This is a genomic window from Microbacter sp. GSS18 (assembly GCA_029319145.1).
Classification (GTDB): domain Bacteria; phylum Actinomycetota; class Actinomycetes; order Actinomycetales; family Microbacteriaceae; genus Microbacterium.
Genome location: CP119753.1, coordinates 603,111 through 621,889, shown reverse-complemented (window position 1 = coordinate 621,889; position 18,779 = coordinate 603,111). Strand labels below are relative to the sequence as shown.

Genomic DNA, 18,779 nt, shown 5'->3' with positions numbered 1-18,779 from the left:
GCGGTTGGGGTGACGCCCGGATTCGGGCGCCGACCAGTCTATCGGGCCCAGCCTGGGCGATCCGTGCAGGGCGCGATCAGGGCGCCGGGGACCTCACGCGCGGGCGCGCAGCACGCCGTCGTGGATCTCGAGGACACGGTCGGCGCGCTCGACGATGCCCGGGTCGTGCGTCGACAGCAGCACGGCCACGCCGTCGTCGTGCGCGATGGAGCCGATGAGCTCGATCATCGCCTCGGCGGTGTGCGAGTCGAGCTGGCCGGTCGGCTCGTCGGCGAGCAGCACGGTGGGCCGCCCGGCGAGCGCGCGGGCGATTCCCACGCGCTGCTGCTGACCGCCGGAGAGCTCGCCCGGGCGCTGCTGCGCATGCGCGGTGAGCCCCACCCGCTCGAGCAGGTCGCCGACGATGCGGCCGCGCTCGGCGGGATCGGCGCCCTGGATCCGCAGCGGCAGCTCGACGTTCTCCTGCGCCGACAGCGCGCCGATGAGACCGAACGACTGGAACACGTAGCCGACCTCGTCGCGGCGGATGCGGTCGACCTCGCTCTCCTTGGCCGCCCCGAGGTCGACGCCGCCGACCGTCACGACACCGGTGGACGGCTGCTGGATGCCGCCGAGGACGTGCAGCAGCGTCGTCTTGCCCGCACCCGACGGACCGATCAGCACGGTGAACTCGCCGCGGCGCAGCGTCAGCGACGCGTCGGCGAGCGCCGTGACGTCGCCGGCGGGCGTGCGGTGGACGACCGACAGTCCGGATGCCTCGAGCACGGTCTCACTCATCATCGGGCTCCTCGCTCCGCTCGGGGGCGTCCGCACCATCGCCCGCCTGCGCCTGCCGGTCCCCCGGCCAGACGCCTACGTGGTCGGCCTCCAGGCGCAGCCGCACCCTGTCGCGCAGCGACAGGCGGTCCATGTAGTCGGCGGGAAGCTGCATCCGGCCGACCCGGTCCAGCACCGCGAACTCCTCGGCCATCGCGTGCTCGCGTCCCTCGTCGTCGGTGTGCGTCCAGCGCAGCACCTCGGTGGACATGCGGCCGTCGCGGATCTGGATGGTCCGCTGCACGTGCTCGGACACCGTCGGATCGTGCGTGACGATCAGGGCGGTGGTGCCGAGCTCCCGGTTGACGTCCTCGAAGGTGCGCAGCACGTCGACGGACGTGTGCTCGTCGAGGTCGCCGGTCGGCTCGTCGGCGAGCAGCACGCGCGGGTCGTTCGCGAGCGCCACCGCGATCGCCACGCGCTGCTGCTGTCCGCCCGAGAGCTCGGCCGGCCGCTTGCCGGCGTGCTCGGCGACGCCGACGAGCTCGAGCAGCTCGCCCGCGCGCTCGGGGTGCCGGCGGTCGCCGCCGATCGCGCGCGCGAGCTGGACGTTCTCGAGCGCGGACAGGTACGGCAGCAGATTCCGGGCGGTCTGCTGCCACACGAAGCCGACGACCTCGCGCCGGTACCGCACACGGTCGCGGGCCGACAGCGACGGCAGGTCGCGGCCGGCGACGGTCGCCTTCCCGGCGGTGGGGGCGTCGAGCGCCGACAGGATCGTCAGAAGCGTCGACTTGCCGGAGCCGGACGCGCCCACGAGCGCGACGAGCTCGCCGCGCCGCACGAGCAGATCCAGACCCTGCAGGGCCTGCACCTCGATGTCGGCGACGGTGAAGATGCGCACGAGCCCCTCGCAGACGATCTCGGGCGGCACATCCGCTGTCGTGGATTCGGTCATCAGTCCTCCTCGGTCCGCAGCACGGTGGAGATGGAAGCGGTACGGGCACTCACGACGCCGACGACGACCGCCATCACGAGCGCGGCGACGACCGCCAGCAGCAACGAGCCGGTCAGCGCGGGGTCGACGGCCAGCGCCGGCTGGGTCGCCGAGCCGGTGAACGGGCGCAGGTCGACCGCGGCGAGCACCAGCAGCGGCAGCACGGCGCCGAGCACGACGCCGCCGATCAGCGCGGTGACGCCGAGCGGGGCGAACTCCCACGCGACGATGCCCCGCCCCTGGCGCCGCGACAGGCCCATCGTCCGCAGCAGGGCGATCGTCCGAGAGCGCGAGTCCCGTGCGACGCCGGCGACCAGCAGGACCGCGACGACCGACAGCGCGACGGCGAGCCCGAGCGCTGCGAGCAGCGCGACCCGCAGCGCGGTGATGGCCGGCGACGCCTGGATCGCCGCGGTGCGGTCGGCGAGCACCTCGACGCTGTGGGGTCCCCCGATCACCGTGGCGATGCCGGCCGACACCGCCGTCGCATCGGCGTCGGCGTCGAGTCCGATGAGCACGGCGCGCGGGAAGAACCCGAGGCCGGTCACGGTGCGGTAGTCGGCGGCGTCGACGATGACGAAGTCGCCGGGAAGGGCCGCGCCGAGAAGGCGCGGTACGCTACCCGCGACATCCAGCGGCGTCTGCGACGTGGTGAGCCCGGTGCCGCCGAGTTCGGCGACCAGCGACGTCGAGGCGACCACTTCGACGGGAGTCCGCCCCGGCGCCGGCGCGCCGGGCGGAAGCGCACCGTCGAGACCGCTCTGGACCGCCGCGAGGTCTTCGGTCTCGACGGCGACGACGACGGTCGTGACCGAACCGCTCGCGCCTTCGACGCTCACACGATCGCCGACCAGGACACCCGACGCGGCGGAGACGCCGTCGACGTCGCGGATCGCGTCGAGCTGATCGATGCTCAGGAACGGGCCCGAGACCTTCATGTCGGCGCCCACCTGACGTTCCGCGGCGGTCTGGGCGCCGCTGTCGACCGTGGCGAGCACGACCGAGGAGAACATCGCGATCGCGACCGCGACGAGCATGGCCAGCACCGCCGTCGAGCCGGCCGCGGCATCGCGGAGGTTGCGCGCCGCGCCTACGAGCCCGACGACGCCGCGACCGCGCGACGCCACGCGCAGCGCCGCCGCGATCGGGAGCGGATGCAGCCGCACGACCGCCAGCGCCAGCGCCACGGTCGCCAGCAGCGGCGCGGCGATCACGAGCGGGTCGACGGCGTCCTCGGCCGGCGCGATGCCGCGGACGACCAGCAGGGTCACGGCGGTGATCGCCAGGAGCACAACCAGCCCCTCGACGATGCGCGCCACGCGGCCGGCGCGCACGGCGTCGAGGTCGCCCCGCTCGGTCGTGAGCGTGGCCGCGCGCAGCGACAGCGCGAGGGCCAGGGCCGGGATCACGCCGATGAGCATGCCCAGGATCGTCGGCACGGGACCTGCGTCGAAGGCCGTCAGCGCGATACCCGCGACGACGCCGACGGCGGCCGCAGGAACCCCCAGCACCAGGCCCTCGCCCGCGAGCAGCCCGCGCAGTCGCGCCAGCGGCGCCCCGCGGGCCGACATCAGAGTCAGGTCGGTGCGCCGGCGGCGGATGATGAGCACCGAGGCCAGCACGACCAGGGCCACACTCACCGCCAGCGGTCCCACCGCCGCGACCGCCAGGATCGCACTCGCCGAATTCGACCGAGCGAGCGAGTCGCCCAGGACATCGACGATGTCGGAAGAGAAGCGCATGCGCGCGGAGCCGCCCTCGTTGAGAGGGACGGACTCCGATGTCGCCTGGCGCAGCGCCGCGTGCAGGGCGGCCGGGTCGCTCTGCTGCGCACCGGCGCCGTCGACGGGGTACCACGCCGTCGTCTCGGTCTGCCCGTGCCGGACGACGTTCACGACCTCGGGCCAGCCCGCGGCGTCGACGTAGGCGACGGCCGTCGCCTCGGGCCGGCGGTTGCCATCGTCGAAGATCGTGGCGGTCAGCGCGGCCGGCGGCATGTGCTGCCACCGCTCGGCATCCGGGTCGACGGCGTCGACGGTGCCCACCAGCACGGCGGAGACATCCGCACCCGCTTCGAGGACGAACTGTCCCGACAGCTCGCGCTCCTGACCGAGCGTCCACTGCATCCGCTCGGCCGCTTCGCTCGCGAGCGCGATCTCGAGGGGACCGCTGCCCTCCCAGCGCTCCGGCCACATGCCATCGCCGAGCGCGAGCTCGCTGCGCATGACCGGGTCCGCGAGCAGCTGCACGTTGCCGTTGGGCGCGTCGGCAGGAAGCGTCTCGGGCGTCGCGACGAGCGCCGCCGTGCGCAGTGCGAACTCCGCATCGTCGGTGACGGGCACGAGCACGTCCTCGAAGCCGTCGCGGTTGTCGGCCAGCCGCTGGGCGAGATCACCCAGCACGTCGGCGGCGCCGGCATCCCATTCCTCGACGAGCTCGCCGTCGCGAGCCGGCGCGAAGTCGGGCGGGAGGAGCATGGTGCCCGACAGATCGCGCAGCGCCGCCGGCACTTCGCCGATCTGATACGCCACCTCGGCGCGGATCACGCCGACGAGGGCGCGCGGGGCGCCGGCGACGATGAGGGCGGCGAGGGTCGCGAGGGCGATCACGACGAGCGCCGCGCTGCGCGGTGTCGCGAAGCGCCGGCGGGTGAGGGCGACGAGCCCGGGCGACCTGCTCACTCGTCCTCCCGCACCAGGGGCGAGAGCTGGGACGGAGGGCGCACCGAGCCCACGACGAGCGCGAACACCGAGACCGTGACCGCGACGGCCGCGATGAGGGTCACCGGCTCGGCCTGCAGGGCGATCGGGAAGCCGTCGGGCACCGACACGTACGCGGCGCGCACCAGGGCCGGCACGACCAGCCACGCCGTCGCAGCTCCCGCGGCCAGCCCCCCGACGACGCCCGTCGCGAGGGCGAAGAGGTCCTCGCTCGTGCGCATCCGACGGGCCCCCGCGCGCCCCGCGCCCAGCAGTGCGAGCAGCGCGAACTCGCGCGCGTCCGCTCGGCTCCGGGCCCGGCGCAGCAGCAGCACCACGAGGGCGAGCAGGGCCGCCCCGGCTGCGGCAAGGACGAAGGCCCACGCGGTGTCGGCCGCGGCGGCCGCCGAGCGGTGGTCGGCGGCATCCGTGCGGGCCCCGGGGAGCCGGGCGGACACCTCGTCGATGACGAGCGCGGGACCATCGGTGGACACCCAGACCTCCGTCGCGGTCAGCGGCTGTCCGACGACGAGCGACGCGGCGGTACGGTCGACGAGGACGCCCTCCCCCGACGCCGACCCGGGCAGCACGGGGATGATCGCGGCGACCTCGAGGTCGAGCGGTCCGCCGACGTCGGGAACCTGCAGCGAGGTCGCGTCGCCGACCTCGAGGGCGAGGGATGCGGCGAGGTCGGCCGTCACGGCCGCCGGCGCGGCGGAGGGGGCGTCGCCGGGCGCGGCGTAGGGGACGTCGGGGTCTGAGGCATCCGGTGCGGGCAGGTCGAAGCGCAGCCCCGTCCCGGCCGGGTCGAGCACGGCGCCGTCGCCGCGAAGCCGGTATGGCGAGATGTCGAGCGGGCCCGCCGAGGTCGACAGCTCGATCGTGGCCTCGGTCTCCAGTCCCCAGTCCGGGTTCACGACGCCCACGAGCGAGACGCGCCACGGACCGCCCTCGGGCACGTCGAGGACTTCGGTGCGTTCGGCGAACGTCGTGCGATCGACGAACTCTCCGGTCTCGTCGCTCGACGAGGCGGTGATCTCGGCGTTCGAGGCGTGCAGTTCGGCCGTGGCTCCGGTGGGATCGGTCAGGACGACCGACGCGACGACGAACGGCGTGCCCGGCTCCCACTCCTGGCCGTCGTGGTCGACGAAGGGCGGGGGCTCGGCGACGACGAGGCGGATGCCGATGGCATCGGCGCCCTCCGGCACGATCACCCCCGTCTCAGGGATCTGCAGCGCGGCCGCCAGGGCTGCCGGATCGATGGCGCCGCCGGCGTCGAGCATGACATCGCCGAGGTCGGGCGCATCCGCTGCGAGCACCGGAATGCGCCCGTCCGCGCCGCGCGCGTCGGCCGCGTGCACGCCCATCGTCGCGTCGACACCCGCGAACTCCGCGACGGTCGCGGGGCCGGCGTCCTCGGGCACCGACGTCACCCGCACGTCGGCTCCCACACGGAGTGCCTCCGGCGCATCGCCGACCGCGGTGACCGTGCCCTGGTAGGAGGCGGCCAGCGTGATCGCGCCCACCGCGAACGCGACGACGGCCGTGGTGAGGGCGTGACGGCCGGGGCGACGAGACACCAGGCGCAGCGGCAGCACCGGCGACAGCCCGCGTGAGCGTTCGGACAGCCGCGCCGCGGCGCCGGCGAGCGGCGTGACGATCAGCACGGCCAGAAGCGCCGCGAAGGCGAGCGTCAGCGCCGGCGCCAGCGCGACGACGGGGTCCAGTGCGGCCGCCCCGCCGGACCGCTCCACGACCGGCGTGCCGACGGTCGAGAACTGCCACAGCGCGACGCCGGTGAGCGCCGCGGCCAGCACGGCGGCGCCGATTCCCGCCGTCGCATCGGCGCGGGTGCTCGCACGGCCGAGCCGGCGGGCGGTCGCGATGAGCGCGGAACCCAGCGCCACGAGCGCGACGCCGGCCGCGGAGGCGGCGCCGATCCAGGGCTCGAGGATCACGCCGGTCGCCGCCGAGACCGCGACCGTTCCGATCACGGCGCCGGCCGCTGCGCCCGCGCCCGCGCACAGCACCGTCTCGCCTGCCGTGAGGCCCAGAAGCGTGCGTGCACGTGCGCCGCGGGCGCGCAGCAGGCGCGTCTCACCCGATCGTGCGAGGACCGGCTCGAGCGCGACGGTCGCGACGACGACCGCGGCCAGCAGGGCATAGACCGCGAGCCCGACGACGATCGGTCCCCGGCGGGCCTCGAGCCCCTCGCGCACGCCGAGGAGGGTCGACCGGAGCCCGCCCGACACCTGCACGTCGAGCGCGATGCGCTCCTCGATCCCGTCGGCCAGATCCGGCAGCCCCGCCACGAGCGCGATCGCAGCATCCGCCGTGAAGCGCGAGGGGTCGACGGTGTACTCGAGGATTCCGTCGGCCGGATCCGACGCGGTGCGCAGCGCACCCGCGGCCCCGAGCCCCGACAGCGCCCCGGCGACCGCTTCGGGCATTCCGCCGGCCGCGGGATCCACGCCGTCGAAACGCACGACGACACGATCGCGGTCTCCCGACGAGTCCTCCACGGCGCTGACGACGACCGCGGCCTCCACCGCCCGCATGGCACCCACGACCGCGGCCGCTAGGCCCGCCGCCAGCGCCGCCACGACAGTCAGCGCGACCAGCGGCGCCAAACCGGCACGCGCGCGTGCGCGCACGAAGCCGCCGATCACGCGCACTCGACTCTCATCGGCGGGTGCGGTCTCCTCTGACGGTGCGGGCGGGTGGCGGCGCGGGCTACTTGCCGCGAGCGGCGTTGCGCGCCTCGCGGCGCTGGCGCTGCTCCTCGGGGTCCGGCACAGGCACGGCCGAGATGAGCTTCTGCGTGTAAGGGTCCTGCGGGTTGCGCAGGATCTGGTCGCGCGTGCCGACCTCGACGAGCTTGCCGTGGTTCATCACCGCGATGCGGTCGGCGAGCTGGTCGACGACGGCGAGGTCGTGAGTGACGAAGAGGCAGCCGAAGCCGAGTCCGCGCTGCAGCTCCTGGAACAGGTCCAGCACACGCGCCTGAACCGACACGTCGAGCGCGCTGGTGGGCTCGTCGGCCACGAGGAACTTCGGCTTGAGGGCCAGGGCACGGGCGATGCCGATGCGCTGACGCTGACCGCCGGAAAGCTCGTGCGGGTACCGGTTGCGCATGGCACGCGGCAGCTCGACGGCGTCGAGGAGCTCGGTGACGCGCTCGGTCATCTCTGCCTTGGTGTAACCGCCCGACAGCAGCAGCGGTTCGGCGATCGACTCGCCGACCGGGATGCGCGGGTTCAGCGACGAACCGGGGTCCTGGAAGACGATGCCGATCTCACGGCGCGTCTTCAGCAGCTCGCCCTTGCCGATGCCGGCCATGTTGTGGCCGGCGACCTCCAGCTCGCCGGAGTGCACCGGGAGCAGGCCGATCGCCGCGCGCCCGATCGTGGTCTTGCCAGATCCCGACTCGCCCACGAGGCCGACGACCTCGCCGCGGCGGATGTCGAGGTCGACGCCGTCCACCGCGCGGAACGCAGGCACCCGACCGCGCTTGGGGTACTCGATGACGAGGTCCTTCATGTGCAGGACGTTCTCGCCTTCGATGCGCTCCTGGACCTCGGTGGTGTCGGTGACCGTGGTCCCCAGATGCGGGACGGCGGCGAGCAGCGCCTGCGTGTACGGGTGCTTCGGTGCCTTGAAGATGTCGATGATGCTGCCGTGCTCGACGACGGCGCCGTCCTTCATGACGATCACCTGGTCGGCGAGGTCGGCCACAACGCCCATATCGTGCGTGATCAGCACGATCGCCGAGTCGAGCTCGGTGTGCAGGCGACGCATGAGGTCGAGGATCTCGGCCTGCACCGTCACGTCGAGGGCCGTCGTCGGCTCGTCGGCGATGAGGAGCTTCGGGTCGTTCGACATGGACTGCGCGATCATCGCGCGCTGACGCTGTCCGCCCGACAGCTGGTGCGGGAACGAATCGAAGGCCTTCTGCGGGTCGGGCATCTCGACCTGCTTGAGCAGCTCGAGCGCCCGCTTGGTGGCCTCGACCTTGTGCATGTTCGGGTTGTGGATCTGCAGCGCCTCCACGATCTGGTACCCGATCGTGTAGACGGGGTTCAGGGCCGTCATCGGCTCCTGGAAGATCACCGAGATGCCCTTGCCGCGGATCTTGCGCAGCTTCGCCGGTGATGCCCCGATGAGCTCCTCGCCCGCGAGCTTCGCCGAGCCGGTCGCCCGGCCGTTGCCCGGGAGCAGCCCCAGGACGCCCATCGAGCTCGTCGACTTGCCCGAGCCCGACTCGCCGACGATGGCGAGGACGTCGCCCGGGTTGAGCGTGTAGTCGATGCCGCGAGCGGCCGAGACCCATTCCCCGTCGACCCAGAAGTCGATGCCGAGGTCGCGCACCTCCAGCACCGGTGCGGTGCCGTTCTGCGTGTGGTTCACGTGCTGATGCCTTTCAGAGTTTCGTCACGCCGCTTCTGCGACGATAGGGGGATGCCCGAAGCCCACGTGCTCCGTCCCCGATTCGGCCGTTTCCTCGCGGGTGCGGTGATGATCGTCTGCGGGGCCGCCGCGATCACCCTTCTGGTGCAGTCGCCCGTCAACGGCGTCGCGGCGCTCCCGATGCTCGGTCTGCTCGCGTTCGTCGCGTGGGCGGCCTACTGGCGCCCCTCGGTGCGCGTCGACGACGACGTCGTCGTCGTCGAGAACGTCTTCCGCACGCTCCGCGTGCCGTACGGGCAGATCCAGCGGATCGACACGCGCTACGCGCTGACGCTCTTCACTCCGGAGCGCCGCATCACCGCGTGGGCCGCGCCCGCGCCCGGCCGTCACAAGCTGATGACCATCCGGCGCGACCAGGCGGAGCACCTCCCCGAGTCCAGCTACGTCGCGGGCACCGTGCGCCCGGGCGACCTCACCGGCTCGGATTCGGGCGTCGCCGCCTACATCGTGCGCCGCCGCTGGGAGCAGCTGCGGGATGCGGGAGCCCTCGACGCGCATGCCGGCGCGGTGGAGGTTCAGCTCCACATCGTCACGATCGCGGTCGGTGCGACCCTGGTGGCCGCCCTCACGCTCTCGCTGCTTGTCTAGCGACATCCGCGTCACCGCTTCTCGGTACCGGATGCGGACCCGTCGTCCGCCATACCCGCGCCGACCATCGCGCCGGTGCGGTCGGCGCTGCGCGCCGCCCACCAGCGCTTGATCTCGGCGCGCGGGCCGTTGAAGTTCGGCACGCGCTTCTGGCGCGGGTCGAACGCGTCGCGCAGGCCGTCGCCGACGAAGTTGATGCACAGCGCGATCGCGATGATGAACACACCCGGCCACCAGAACAGCCACGGGCGAGTGTTGAACGCGCCCTGGTACTCGTTGATGAGCTGACCGAGCGAGATGTCGGGCGTCTGGATGCCGAAGCCCAGGAAGCTCAGCGACACCTCGATCAGGATCGCCGCGCTCATCAGCAGCGTCGAGTTGACCACGATGACGCCGACGGTGTTCGGCAGGATGTGCTTGAAGATGATGCGGGCGTCGCTCGCTCCCGCGACGCGGGCGGCATCGACGAACTCGCGTTCTCGCAGAGCGAGGAACTCCGCACGCACGAGTCGCGCGAGACCGGTCCATGCGAGCACGCCGATCACGACGCCGATCGTGACGGCGTTGCCGCCGACCGTGCGTGCGAGGACCGCCGCCAGGACGAGGATCGGGATGATGATGATGACGTCGGTGAAGCGCATCAGCAGCGAGTCGGTGAATCCGCGGTAGAAGCCCGAAACGGCTCCGATCACGGTGCCGACGACGGTCGCGAGGATGCCCGTGATGAACACGACCACCAGCGACTGCTGCGTGCCGCGCATGACGCGGGCGAACATGTCCTTGCCCAGGTCGTCCTGCCCGAAGGGGTGCTCGCCGAGCTGGAACGGCCACAGCTGGATCGTGGGCTGGCCGCCGTTGACGATGTCGTAGCGGGTCCACCAGTCCTTGCCCCACCAGCCGGTGATGCGGAAGCCGTCGATCACGAGCGTTCCGGTGGTCGGGTCGATCTTGTAGTTGCCGGTGCCGCCGATGACCGTGCCGACCGACGAGTAGGCCAGGATGACGATGAGCCCGAACACGACCAGCGAGATGATGGCGCCGCGGTGCTGGAAGAACCGGCGGCGGACGATCGCTCCCTGACTGAGGCCGGCGACCTCGCGCTGCTCGATCGACATCTCGCTGCCGCGGTCATCGCGGTGCTGCGATTCGAAGTCGTCCTCGTTGGGGAGCAGGTCGTTCGGGTTCGCTTCCTGCGGGATGTTCTCGGAGTTGTACTTGTCAGACATGTCAGCTCACTCGGATTCGCGGGTCGAGAGCCGAGTACAGAAGGTCGGCGACGATGTTGAAGAGGACGGCCAGGATTCCCGTGACGAGGAAGAAGCCCATCATGAGATTCACGTCGGTCGTGCGCAGCGCGTCGGAGAAGACGGCGCCCATTCCCTTCCACGCGAAGACCGTCTCGGTGATGACGGCACCGCCGATCAGACCGCCGAAGTCGAACGCGATGATGGTCGCGATCGGGATCATGGCGTTGCGGAACGCGTGGCGCATGACCACGACGCGCTCGGACAGGCCCTTGGCCCGCGCGGTGCGCACGTAGTCCTGGTTCATGACCTCGAGCAGGCTCGCACGCGAGTAGCGGGTGTACGCCGCGAGCGAGATCAGCATCAGCGTCATGGTCGGCAGGATCATGTGCGTGAGCGAGTCGAGCATCTGCAGCCAGTAGTCGTCCTGGCGGTCGATGGCCGGCGTCGACGCGCCGATGGTCGAGATCACGCCGCTGGAGAGCGGGATGATCGACTGGTACGTCGCCCACCGCTGGAACATCTGGTCGAACACCAGCGGCACGGTGCCGAGCACGGCGGCGAGGCCGACGATGCGTGCCATGTACGCCTTGCGATCGCCTCCGAAGAGGAACCCCACGACGGCGCCGATGCCGGCGAGCGCGGCAGCGGCGATCGCGATGGTCCACCATGCGTTGCCGTAGAAGAACAGGTATTGGAAGGGGTAGTACAGGGCCACGGGGCCGACGACCGCGGCCAGGCCGATCGCGATGAGCGCCGTGCGGTCGCGCAGTCCGGTCGTCAGGCTCGCCACGATCAGGGCGTTGCCGAGCGTGAACAGGATGACGCCGACGAGTCCGATCGAGGGCTGCTCGAACCAGTTCGTCACGTCGAGGACGGTCAGGAATCCGCCGGCGGCGATGCCGGTGAAGATGAACGTCTTTATCCGGGTGCTGAGGCTGCCGCCGACGATGGCCATGAATATGAAGCCGGCGACCAAGCCGAAGATGACGAGGAACCACCACGGGATCACGGGATCACCGAGGAACTGGTTGAAGGCGATGCCGCCGTACTGCTTGAGGATCACAGCGACCCAGAAGACCGGGAGCGAGTAGAAGACGAAGGTGGCGAAGGTCACCGTGTAGTCGTAGCCGCTGTACTGGCGGAGCGCGGTGGTCATGCCGATGGCGACACCGAAGAGGATCGACAGCACTGTCGCGACGGTGACGAGCTGGAGGGTGGAGCCCATGGCGGTCACGATGACCTCGCTGACGGGCAGTTCACCGCGGGCGACGGAGATGCCGAGGTCGCACTGACCGATCAGGCATCCGGCGGCGCCGGGAAGCCACGTGAAGTAGCGCAGCGCAGGCGGGACATCGAGCTGAAGCTTCTCAGAGAGGTCCGCGATCTTGAACTGAGCATCGGGGTCGTTGCTGCCGCGCAGCTCGAGCAGCGGATCCCCGGAGATCGCGGTCAGCACATAGACGACGTACGACGCGACGAGAAGAACGAGAAGGGTGGCGACGAGACGCCGGGAGACGAAGGAGAGCACCGACAAGGGTCCTTTTGAGGGTAGATCGACATGGCCGGTGGGCCGGATGCTATCGCATCCGGCCCACCGGGGGCGATGCAGCTACTGCTTACTCAGCGGTGGCTGCGTCCGAAGGCGCCCACTCCCAGAAGTTCCAGAAGTAGTACGGGGCCAGCGGAGCCGGAGCGATGCCGGTCACGCCCTTGTCCCATGCGGTCAGACCCGGGAACTGGAAGATGGTGACGCCGTAGCCTTCACCCCAGAGCTCGGTCTCGACGTCGATGAGGATCTGCTGCTGCGCGGCCTCATCCAGCTCGGTCTCGAGGTCCGCCAGACGCGTGTCCACGACCTCGTTCGAGTAGCCACCGAAGTTCGAGGGCTGACCCGTGCCGAGGTACTGGTCCGAACCGGTGAGCGCGAGGCTCGTGGAGGCCCAGGCGAAGATCACCGCGTCGTGCGGGTTGATCGGCAGGGCGGTGGTGTCGGTGAACTCCCAGTTGGGCTCGGAGTCGTCGATCACGTTGAAGCCGGCGAGGGCGGCCGACGTGGCGATGAGCTCGAACTCAGCGGCACGGCGGGTGTTGCCCTCGGGGTACCAGAACTTCACGTCGACCGGCGTGTCGACACCGGCCTCCTCGAGCAGCGCCTTGGCGCCGTCGATGTCGACCTCGGCGAACTCGGCCGAACCGTTGGCCTCGACGATCGCGTCGTAGAACGGCGAGCCGGGGATGGTCAGCGTGGAGTTGCGGACCTGGGCGTTCGGGTTCAGCGGACGGATCAGCTTCTCGAGGATCTCCTCGCGCGGGATCGTCTTGAGGAACGCGATGCGGACGGCCTTGGCAGCCTCCTCGTCGCCACCGTAGGTAGCCGGGTCGAACGGACCGCCGTTGTTGAAGGTCAGGTCGATGTGCTCGTAGGTGGCCTCGTCACCGGTGTAGTACTCAGCGGTGTCGGTCTCCTGGACGAGCTGCAGCACGTCGGGCGTCGGCTGGCCCGAGGCCACCTGGACGTCCTGGTTCTGCAGCGACTGCACCTGCGCGGTCGGGTCGGCGATCTGGCGGACCGTGATGCGCTGGTACTTGGGCGAGGGGCCCCACGCGAAGCTCTCGTTGGCGACGAGGGTGACGTAGTCCTCCTCGACGAGCTCCTCGACGACGTACGGGCCGTACGAGAGGTACTTCAGCTCGTCATCGGGGGTGTTCGCCGACTGGAAGTCCGAGTTCCAGACGTCGGCGACCGGGGTGAGCCAGTCGACGTCGCCGCTCTGGACGGCCTCGACGAACTGGTCCTTGGCCTCCTGCGGGTCCTCGATCTCGGGGTAGGCCAGCATGACGGCGGCGTGCGCGGCAACCTGGCCGACACCGTACTGGACCTCCCAGTCCACGTACTGCTTGTCGTAGACCAGCGTCAGCTTGTGGTCGTCGATCTCCGGAAGAGTCGAAGCCAGGTCCGGGCGCGGGTTGGCGTAGTTGAACAGCGGGTCGCCGTCCTCGTTCTGGAACGCCTCGAAGATCGTGACGTAGGCCAGCAGCAGGTCCGCCTCGTCGAGCGGCGTGCCGTCCGACCACACGACGTTGTCGTTGACCGTGTACTCGACGGTCAGCGGGTCGTCGCTGGTCTTCTCGTAGGTACCGAAGTCGGTGTTCTGAACGAGCTCGGGCGAGTCGTTGTAGTAGTTGAACGACGCCGACGTCATGTACTCGATGTTCGAGTTGGCGATGTTGTTGCCCGCCGTGCTGTCGGTGTTGAAGTTGTCGACGATGTCATTCCAGGAAACGGTGATCTCCGTGTCCTCGATGACCTCCGACTCGTACGGGACCGAGCATCCGGCGAGCGCGAGCGCACCCACCGTGACGATGCCCAGGCCTGCACCCAGACGTGTGATCTTCACTCTGATTTCCTCCTGTGCAAGGGATACATGCATCCGATGAGCGTGCTGCACGCCATCGGACACGAACGGATAAACGATAGGCACGCTTGCATCGTTGATCAAAACCTGAGCCCAAAACGTTACATGCCCTTTACTCGAGCGGCATTCGATGTGGCATTGTGACAACACGCCGCATCCTGGCGCCTACACCCCTGAGAGGAAGTGCACAAGGTGCAGTTCACCGCCTCCACACCGGGCGATCAGGCCGTTCCCAGCCGCGTGAGGCAGTGGTGGGAGATCGGGATCGTCCTCGCGCTGACGCTCGGGCAGCAGGCCGTCTACTCGAGCCTGACCCTGATACGCCGTCTCACGATCGAGGTTCCGCTGTCTCAGCAGTCGGCGCAGCTGAACCCTGTTCGCGCCGATCAGGCGGTGTGGGATGCGATCTACCGCGTGCTCGACATCGCGTTCGATCTGGCGCTGGTGGCCCTGGTGGTCTACCTGCTGTGGGAGCCGGGTTCGAACGCGCTCCGCCGCATCGGCCTGGACTTCTCGCGCTTCGGCGGCGATCTGGGACGCGGCGTCGCGCTGTTCGCGGTGATCGGCATCCCCGGCCTCGGCCTCTACGCGCTCGCCCGCGTGCTCGGGCTGAACGTGGCCGTGGCGGCATCCACCCTCGACGCCGCGTGGTGGACGATTCCGCTGCTGGTGCTCTCGGCGCTGCGCGCCTCGCTGTTGGAAGAGGTGATCGGCGTCGCGTGGCTCTACGACCGACTGCGACGACTGGGCTGGGGATGGTGGACGATCATCCTGTCGACCGCCGCGATGCGCGGGGCGTACCACGCCTATCAGGGGTTCGGCGCGATCGTCGGCAACTTCGCGATGGGCGTCGTGTTCGGGTGGTGCTACCGCCGGTGGGGACGGATCATGCCGCTGGTGATCGCCCACGCACTGCTCGACATCGTCGCCTTCGTCGGCTACCCGCTCGCCGCCGCGCTGTGGCCCGACGTCTTCGCTCCGGCGCCCTCCCCCACGCCGTCGCCCACGCCGACGCCGTCCGCGACGCCGTCCGCCTGACGCGCGCCCGGTCGGCGCTCACGGGCCGCCCATCGGTATCGTTCGGCCGGGAATGGCGTCCAGCAGTCGCTCGGTGTAGGCCTCGGACGGGTTCGCGAAGATCTCGTCGACCGTGCCCTGCTCGACGATCCGGCCCTTCTCCATCACGGCGACCAGGTCGGCCACGACGCGGACGACGGCGAGGTCGTGGGTGATGAACAGATAGGTCAGACCGAGCTCGCTCTGCAGCTGGGCGAGCAGGTTCAGGATCTGGTCCTGCACCAGCACGTCGAGCGCCGACACGGCCTCGTCGAGCACCACGATGTCGGGCTTGAGAGCCAGGGCGCGGGCGACCGCGACGCGCTGGCGCTGGCCGCCCGACAGCTCGCTGGGGTATCGCGTGCTCATCTCCTGCGGCAGCGACACCTCGTCGAGCAGCTCGCGGACGCGGGCGCGGCGCTCGGCCGCGGTGCCGACCCTGTGGACCTCGAGCGGCTCGGCGATGGCGTTGCCGATGTTGCGCTGAGGGTCGAGCGATCCGTAGGGATCCTGGAAGACCGGCTGCAGCCGGCGCCGGAGGCCGAACACCTCGCGCCCCGAGAGCGTGGCTATGTCGATTCCGTCGATCTCGATCGAGCCGCTCGTGGGGTCCTCGAGCTTGAGCAGCAGCCGGGCGACCGTGGACTTGCCCGAGCCCGACTCCCCCACAAGGGCGAGCGTCTTGCCCTTCGGGATGTCGAAGGAGACCGCATCGACCGCTCGGAAGGGCTCGGAGCGGAAAGACCCGGTGCGAATGCGGTAGTCCTTGATCAGGTCGCGGATGCGGACGGCCGGCGCGGCCTCTGCGAGCTCCATCGACTCCCGCACGCCTTCCCGCTCGTGTGCGATCTGGATGCGCGTCGAGGCGATCGAGGGAGCCGCCGCGACAAGGCGCTTGGTGTACGGATGCACCGGGTTCTGCAGCAGTTCGCGGCTGGGACCGGCTTCGACGATCGAGCCGCTCTGCATCACGACGATGCGCTCTGCACGCTCGGCCGCGAGCCCGAGGTCGTGGGTGATCAGGAGCACCGACGTGCCCTTCTCGCGCGTGAGGCCCGCCATGTGGTCGAGGATCGTCCGCTGCACGGTCACATCGAGCGCCGAGGTGGGTTCGTCGGCGATCAGCAGCATCGGATCCGCAGCCAGACCGATGCCGATGAGCGCACGCTGGCGCATGCCGCCGGAGAACTGATGCGGGTACTGCCCCAGCCGTCTCTCGGCGTCGGCGAGGCCCGCCTGCCTGAGCACTTCGACGGCGCGGTCGTGCGCCTGCTGACGGCCGACCGCGGTGCCGTTGGCGCGCACCGCCTCCTTGACCTGGAAGCCGATGCTCCACACCGGGTTCAGGTTCGACATCGGATCCTGCGGCACATAGCCGATGTCGCGGCCGCGCACACGCTCCATCTGGCGCGCGCTCAACGATGTGAGCTCCCGTCCCTGGAGCGTCACCGAACCGTTGCTGACGAATCCGGTGCCCGGGAGCAGGTTGACCACCGCGGATGCCGTCGTGGACTTTCCCGACCCCGACTCGCCCACGATCGCGACGGTCTCACCGGGGTACACGTCCAGGTCGACGCCGTGGAGCACTTCCCGCGTGCCGGACTGCGTCGCGAACGCGACCGTGAGATCGCGGATGCTGAGGAGCGGCTCGTCCGTCATCGCCGGGCCCTCGCTCTCGGGTCGAGTGCGTCTCGGATCAGCTCGCCGAGCATGATGAACGCCAGCACGGTGATCGTCAGTGCGAGGGATGGCCAGATGAGCGCCATCGGCGCCACGCGCAGCGAGGTCTGCGCCTGGCTGATGTCGGCGCCCCACGACATGACCGTCGGTCCGAGGCCGACGCCGAGGAAGGACAGCGTCGCCTCCGCGACGATCGCCGCCGCGAGCGACAGGGTCGAGACCACGAGCAGCGGCGCGATGGCGTTGGGCACGACGTGCGACACGAGAGTGCTGAAGCGGGTGCGCCCGAGCGCGCGCGCAGCGGTGACGAAGTCCGCCTGACGCACGCGGAGCACTTCGGCACGGACCACACGCGCCGTCGCCGCCCACGCGAAGCCGCCGATCGCGAGCGCCAGGAGAGGCACGCTGGTGTACTGCGAGAAGACGCTCATCACGACGACGGCGGCGAGGATGTAGGGGATCGAGAAGAAGATGTCGCCGATGCGCGAGAGCAGCGAGTCGAGCCAGCCGCCGTAGAAGCCGGCGAAGGCGCCCATCACCAATCCGATGGTCGACCCGATCAGCGTGGCGAGCAGGCCGACCGCCAGTGATGTGCGGGCGCCCCACACGATGCGGGCCCAGATGTCGCAGCCCTGGAACGTGAAGCCGAGCGGGTGCCCCGGCGCCGGCCCCGCGTTGCTGTTGGCCAGGGTGCAGCCTGTGTTGGGAGAGGTCTGGGTGAACAGCGTCGGCCACAGGGCCATGAGGAGCACCATCGCCACGACCAGCAGCGAGATCCAGAACGTGGGGCGCTTGCGCAGATCGCGCCAGGCGTCCTGCCACAGGCTCGAGGGCTTCGCGTCGACCCGCACGGCGTCGACGGCGACCTCCTCGTCGAGGATGGGCGCGACGTAGTGCTCGTCGCGGGCGGCGTCACGAGACATATCGGATCCTCGGATCGAGCAGGCCGTAGAACAGGTCGACGACGAGGTTGACCAGCACGTAGATGATGACGAACACCGTCACGAACGACACGATCGTGGGGCCCTCATGGCGCAGCGTCGCCTGGAACAGGGTGTTCCCGACGCCGGGGATGTTGAAGATGGCCTCGGTCACGGTCGCGCCGACCAGCAGCACGCCGAAGTTGGTGGCCGAGTTCGTGATGACGGGGAGCAGCGAGTTGCGCAGCACGTGCACGGGGATGACACGGCGGCGCGGCAGTCCCTTGCTGTAGGCCGTGCGCACCCAGTCCTGGTTGAGCGTGTCGATGACCGAGCTGCGCATGAGGCGCATGCTGGTGGCATAGAGGCTGAAGCCCAGCACCAGTGCCGGCAGCCACAGGTCGTTCCAGTCGTTCTCGGCTCCGACGGTCGGCCGGAACCAGCCGAGCTGGATCGCGAGGAAGTACTGGGCGACGAAGCACAGGACGAAGATCGGAACAGCGACGAAGACGAGGGCGACGATGAGCGAGACGTTGTCGAAGACCTTGCCCTTCCGCAGCGCCGAGACTGTCCCGATAATGATCGAGAGGAAGAACTCGATCGCGATGGCCATGACCGCCAGGCGGGCGGTGACCGGGAGCGTCCGGGCGAGCACGTCGCCTACCGACTGGCCCGAGAAGGTCACGCCCATGTCGCCCTGGAAGATCCCGGCCATGTAGTAGAAGTACTGGACCAGGAAAGGCTGGTCGAGGTGGTACTGCGCCTCGAGCTCGGCCACGAGCTGCGGGCTGGGAGTGCGATCGCCGAACAGCGCGAGGATCGGGTTTCCCGGCATGGCGAAGACCAGGAAGTAGATCAGCAGAGTGGAACCGATGAAGACCGGAATCACCTGGAGCACGCGCCGCAGGATGTAGCTGAGCACTCCTCACCGCCTCGCGGGACCGCTGCCCGAG

General features: G+C 70.2%; 13 protein-coding genes. 2 read left to right on the top strand and 11 right to left on the bottom strand.

The genetic code is table 11. From position 1 onward, the window contains the following. Window positions 1-93 precede the first annotated feature (93 nt). From P0L94_02875 to P0L94_02855, 5 genes are read right to left on the bottom strand one after another with little or no spacing between them, the layout of a single operon-like run. The gene (locus tag P0L94_02875) at window positions 94-780 is read right to left on the bottom strand and encodes an ABC transporter ATP-binding protein (GenBank protein ID WES65025.1); all 687 of its coding nucleotides are present in this window, start codon (window positions 778-780) and stop codon (window positions 94-96) included. Continuing rightward, a complete protein-coding gene (locus tag P0L94_02870) occupies window positions 770-1,714 on the bottom strand; it encodes an ABC transporter ATP-binding protein (protein WES65024.1) in 945 nt (314 codons plus the stop codon). The genes P0L94_02875 and P0L94_02870 overlap by 11 nt, the downstream gene beginning before the upstream one ends. Then, on the bottom strand, window positions 1,714-4,434 hold the full coding sequence (locus P0L94_02865; protein WES65023.1) for a hypothetical protein: 2,721 nt from the start codon (window positions 4,432-4,434) through the stop codon (window positions 1,714-1,716). The genes P0L94_02870 and P0L94_02865 overlap by 1 nt, the downstream gene beginning before the upstream one ends. Then, the gene (locus P0L94_02860) at window positions 4,431-7,127 is read right to left on the bottom strand and encodes a hypothetical protein (GenBank protein WES65022.1); all 2,697 of its coding nucleotides are present in this window, start codon (window positions 7,125-7,127) and stop codon (window positions 4,431-4,433) included. Before P0L94_02860 ends, P0L94_02865 begins: the two co-directional genes overlap by 4 nt. A 58-nt stretch (window positions 7,128-7,185) precedes the next feature. Then, entirely contained in the window at window positions 7,186-8,859 is a 1,674-nt protein-coding gene (locus P0L94_02855) for an ABC transporter ATP-binding protein (protein ID WES65021.1), read from the bottom strand. 51 nt (window positions 8,860-8,910) lie between these two features. Here P0L94_02855 and P0L94_02850 point away from each other — a divergent pair, with 51 nt between their 5' ends. Continuing rightward, window positions 8,911-9,507 carry a PH domain-containing protein gene (locus P0L94_02850; protein ID WES65020.1) on the top strand — a complete coding sequence of 199 codons (597 nt, stop codon included), beginning with the start codon at window positions 8,911-8,913 and terminating at the stop codon, window positions 9,505-9,507. A gap of 11 nt (window positions 9,508-9,518) precedes the next feature. Here the strand turns inward: P0L94_02850 and P0L94_02845 are convergent, their stop codons facing one another. The 3 genes from P0L94_02845 to P0L94_02835 all read right to left on the bottom strand — a co-directional run bounded on the left by P0L94_02845 (window position 9,519) and on the right by P0L94_02835 (window position 14,152). Next, the gene (locus P0L94_02845) at window positions 9,519-10,733 is read right to left on the bottom strand and encodes an ABC transporter permease (GenBank protein ID WES65019.1); all 1,215 of its coding nucleotides are present in this window, start codon (window positions 10,731-10,733) and stop codon (window positions 9,519-9,521) included. Window position 10,734: 1 nt separating this feature from the next. Beyond that, window positions 10,735-12,282: an ABC transporter permease gene (locus P0L94_02840; protein ID WES65018.1), complete on the bottom strand. Its 1,548-nt coding sequence runs from the start codon at window positions 12,280-12,282 to the stop codon at window positions 10,735-10,737. A gap of 88 nt (window positions 12,283-12,370) precedes the next feature. Then, window positions 12,371-14,152, bottom strand: a complete 1,782-nt coding sequence (locus P0L94_02835; protein WES65017.1) for an ABC transporter family substrate-binding protein — start codon at window positions 14,150-14,152, stop codon at window positions 12,371-12,373. 210 nt (window positions 14,153-14,362) lie between these two features. Here P0L94_02835 and P0L94_02830 point away from each other — a divergent pair, with 210 nt between their 5' ends. Further along, on the top strand, window positions 14,363-15,208 hold the full coding sequence (locus P0L94_02830) for a CPBP family intramembrane metalloprotease (protein WES65016.1): 846 nt from the start codon (window positions 14,363-14,365) through the stop codon (window positions 15,206-15,208). Window positions 15,209-15,226: 18 nt separating this feature from the next. Here P0L94_02830 and P0L94_02825 read toward each other — a convergent pair whose 3' ends face one another. Genes P0L94_02825 through P0L94_02815 form a run of 3 tightly spaced genes read right to left on the bottom strand, consistent with a single transcriptional unit; the run spans window position 15,227 to window position 18,748 of the window. Continuing rightward, window positions 15,227-16,885 carry an ABC transporter ATP-binding protein gene (locus P0L94_02825; protein WES65015.1) on the bottom strand — a complete coding sequence of 553 codons (1,659 nt, stop codon included), beginning with the start codon at window positions 16,883-16,885 and terminating at the stop codon, window positions 15,227-15,229. Continuing rightward, the gene (locus P0L94_02820) at window positions 16,882-17,829 is read right to left on the bottom strand and encodes an ABC transporter permease (GenBank protein ID WES65014.1); all 948 of its coding nucleotides are present in this window, start codon (window positions 17,827-17,829) and stop codon (window positions 16,882-16,884) included. Before P0L94_02820 ends, P0L94_02825 begins: the two co-directional genes overlap by 4 nt. Further along, a complete protein-coding gene (locus tag P0L94_02815) occupies window positions 17,819-18,748 on the bottom strand; it encodes an ABC transporter permease (protein ID WES65013.1) in 930 nt (309 codons plus the stop codon). The genes P0L94_02820 and P0L94_02815 overlap by 11 nt, the downstream gene beginning before the upstream one ends. Window positions 18,749-18,779 lie beyond the last annotated feature (31 nt).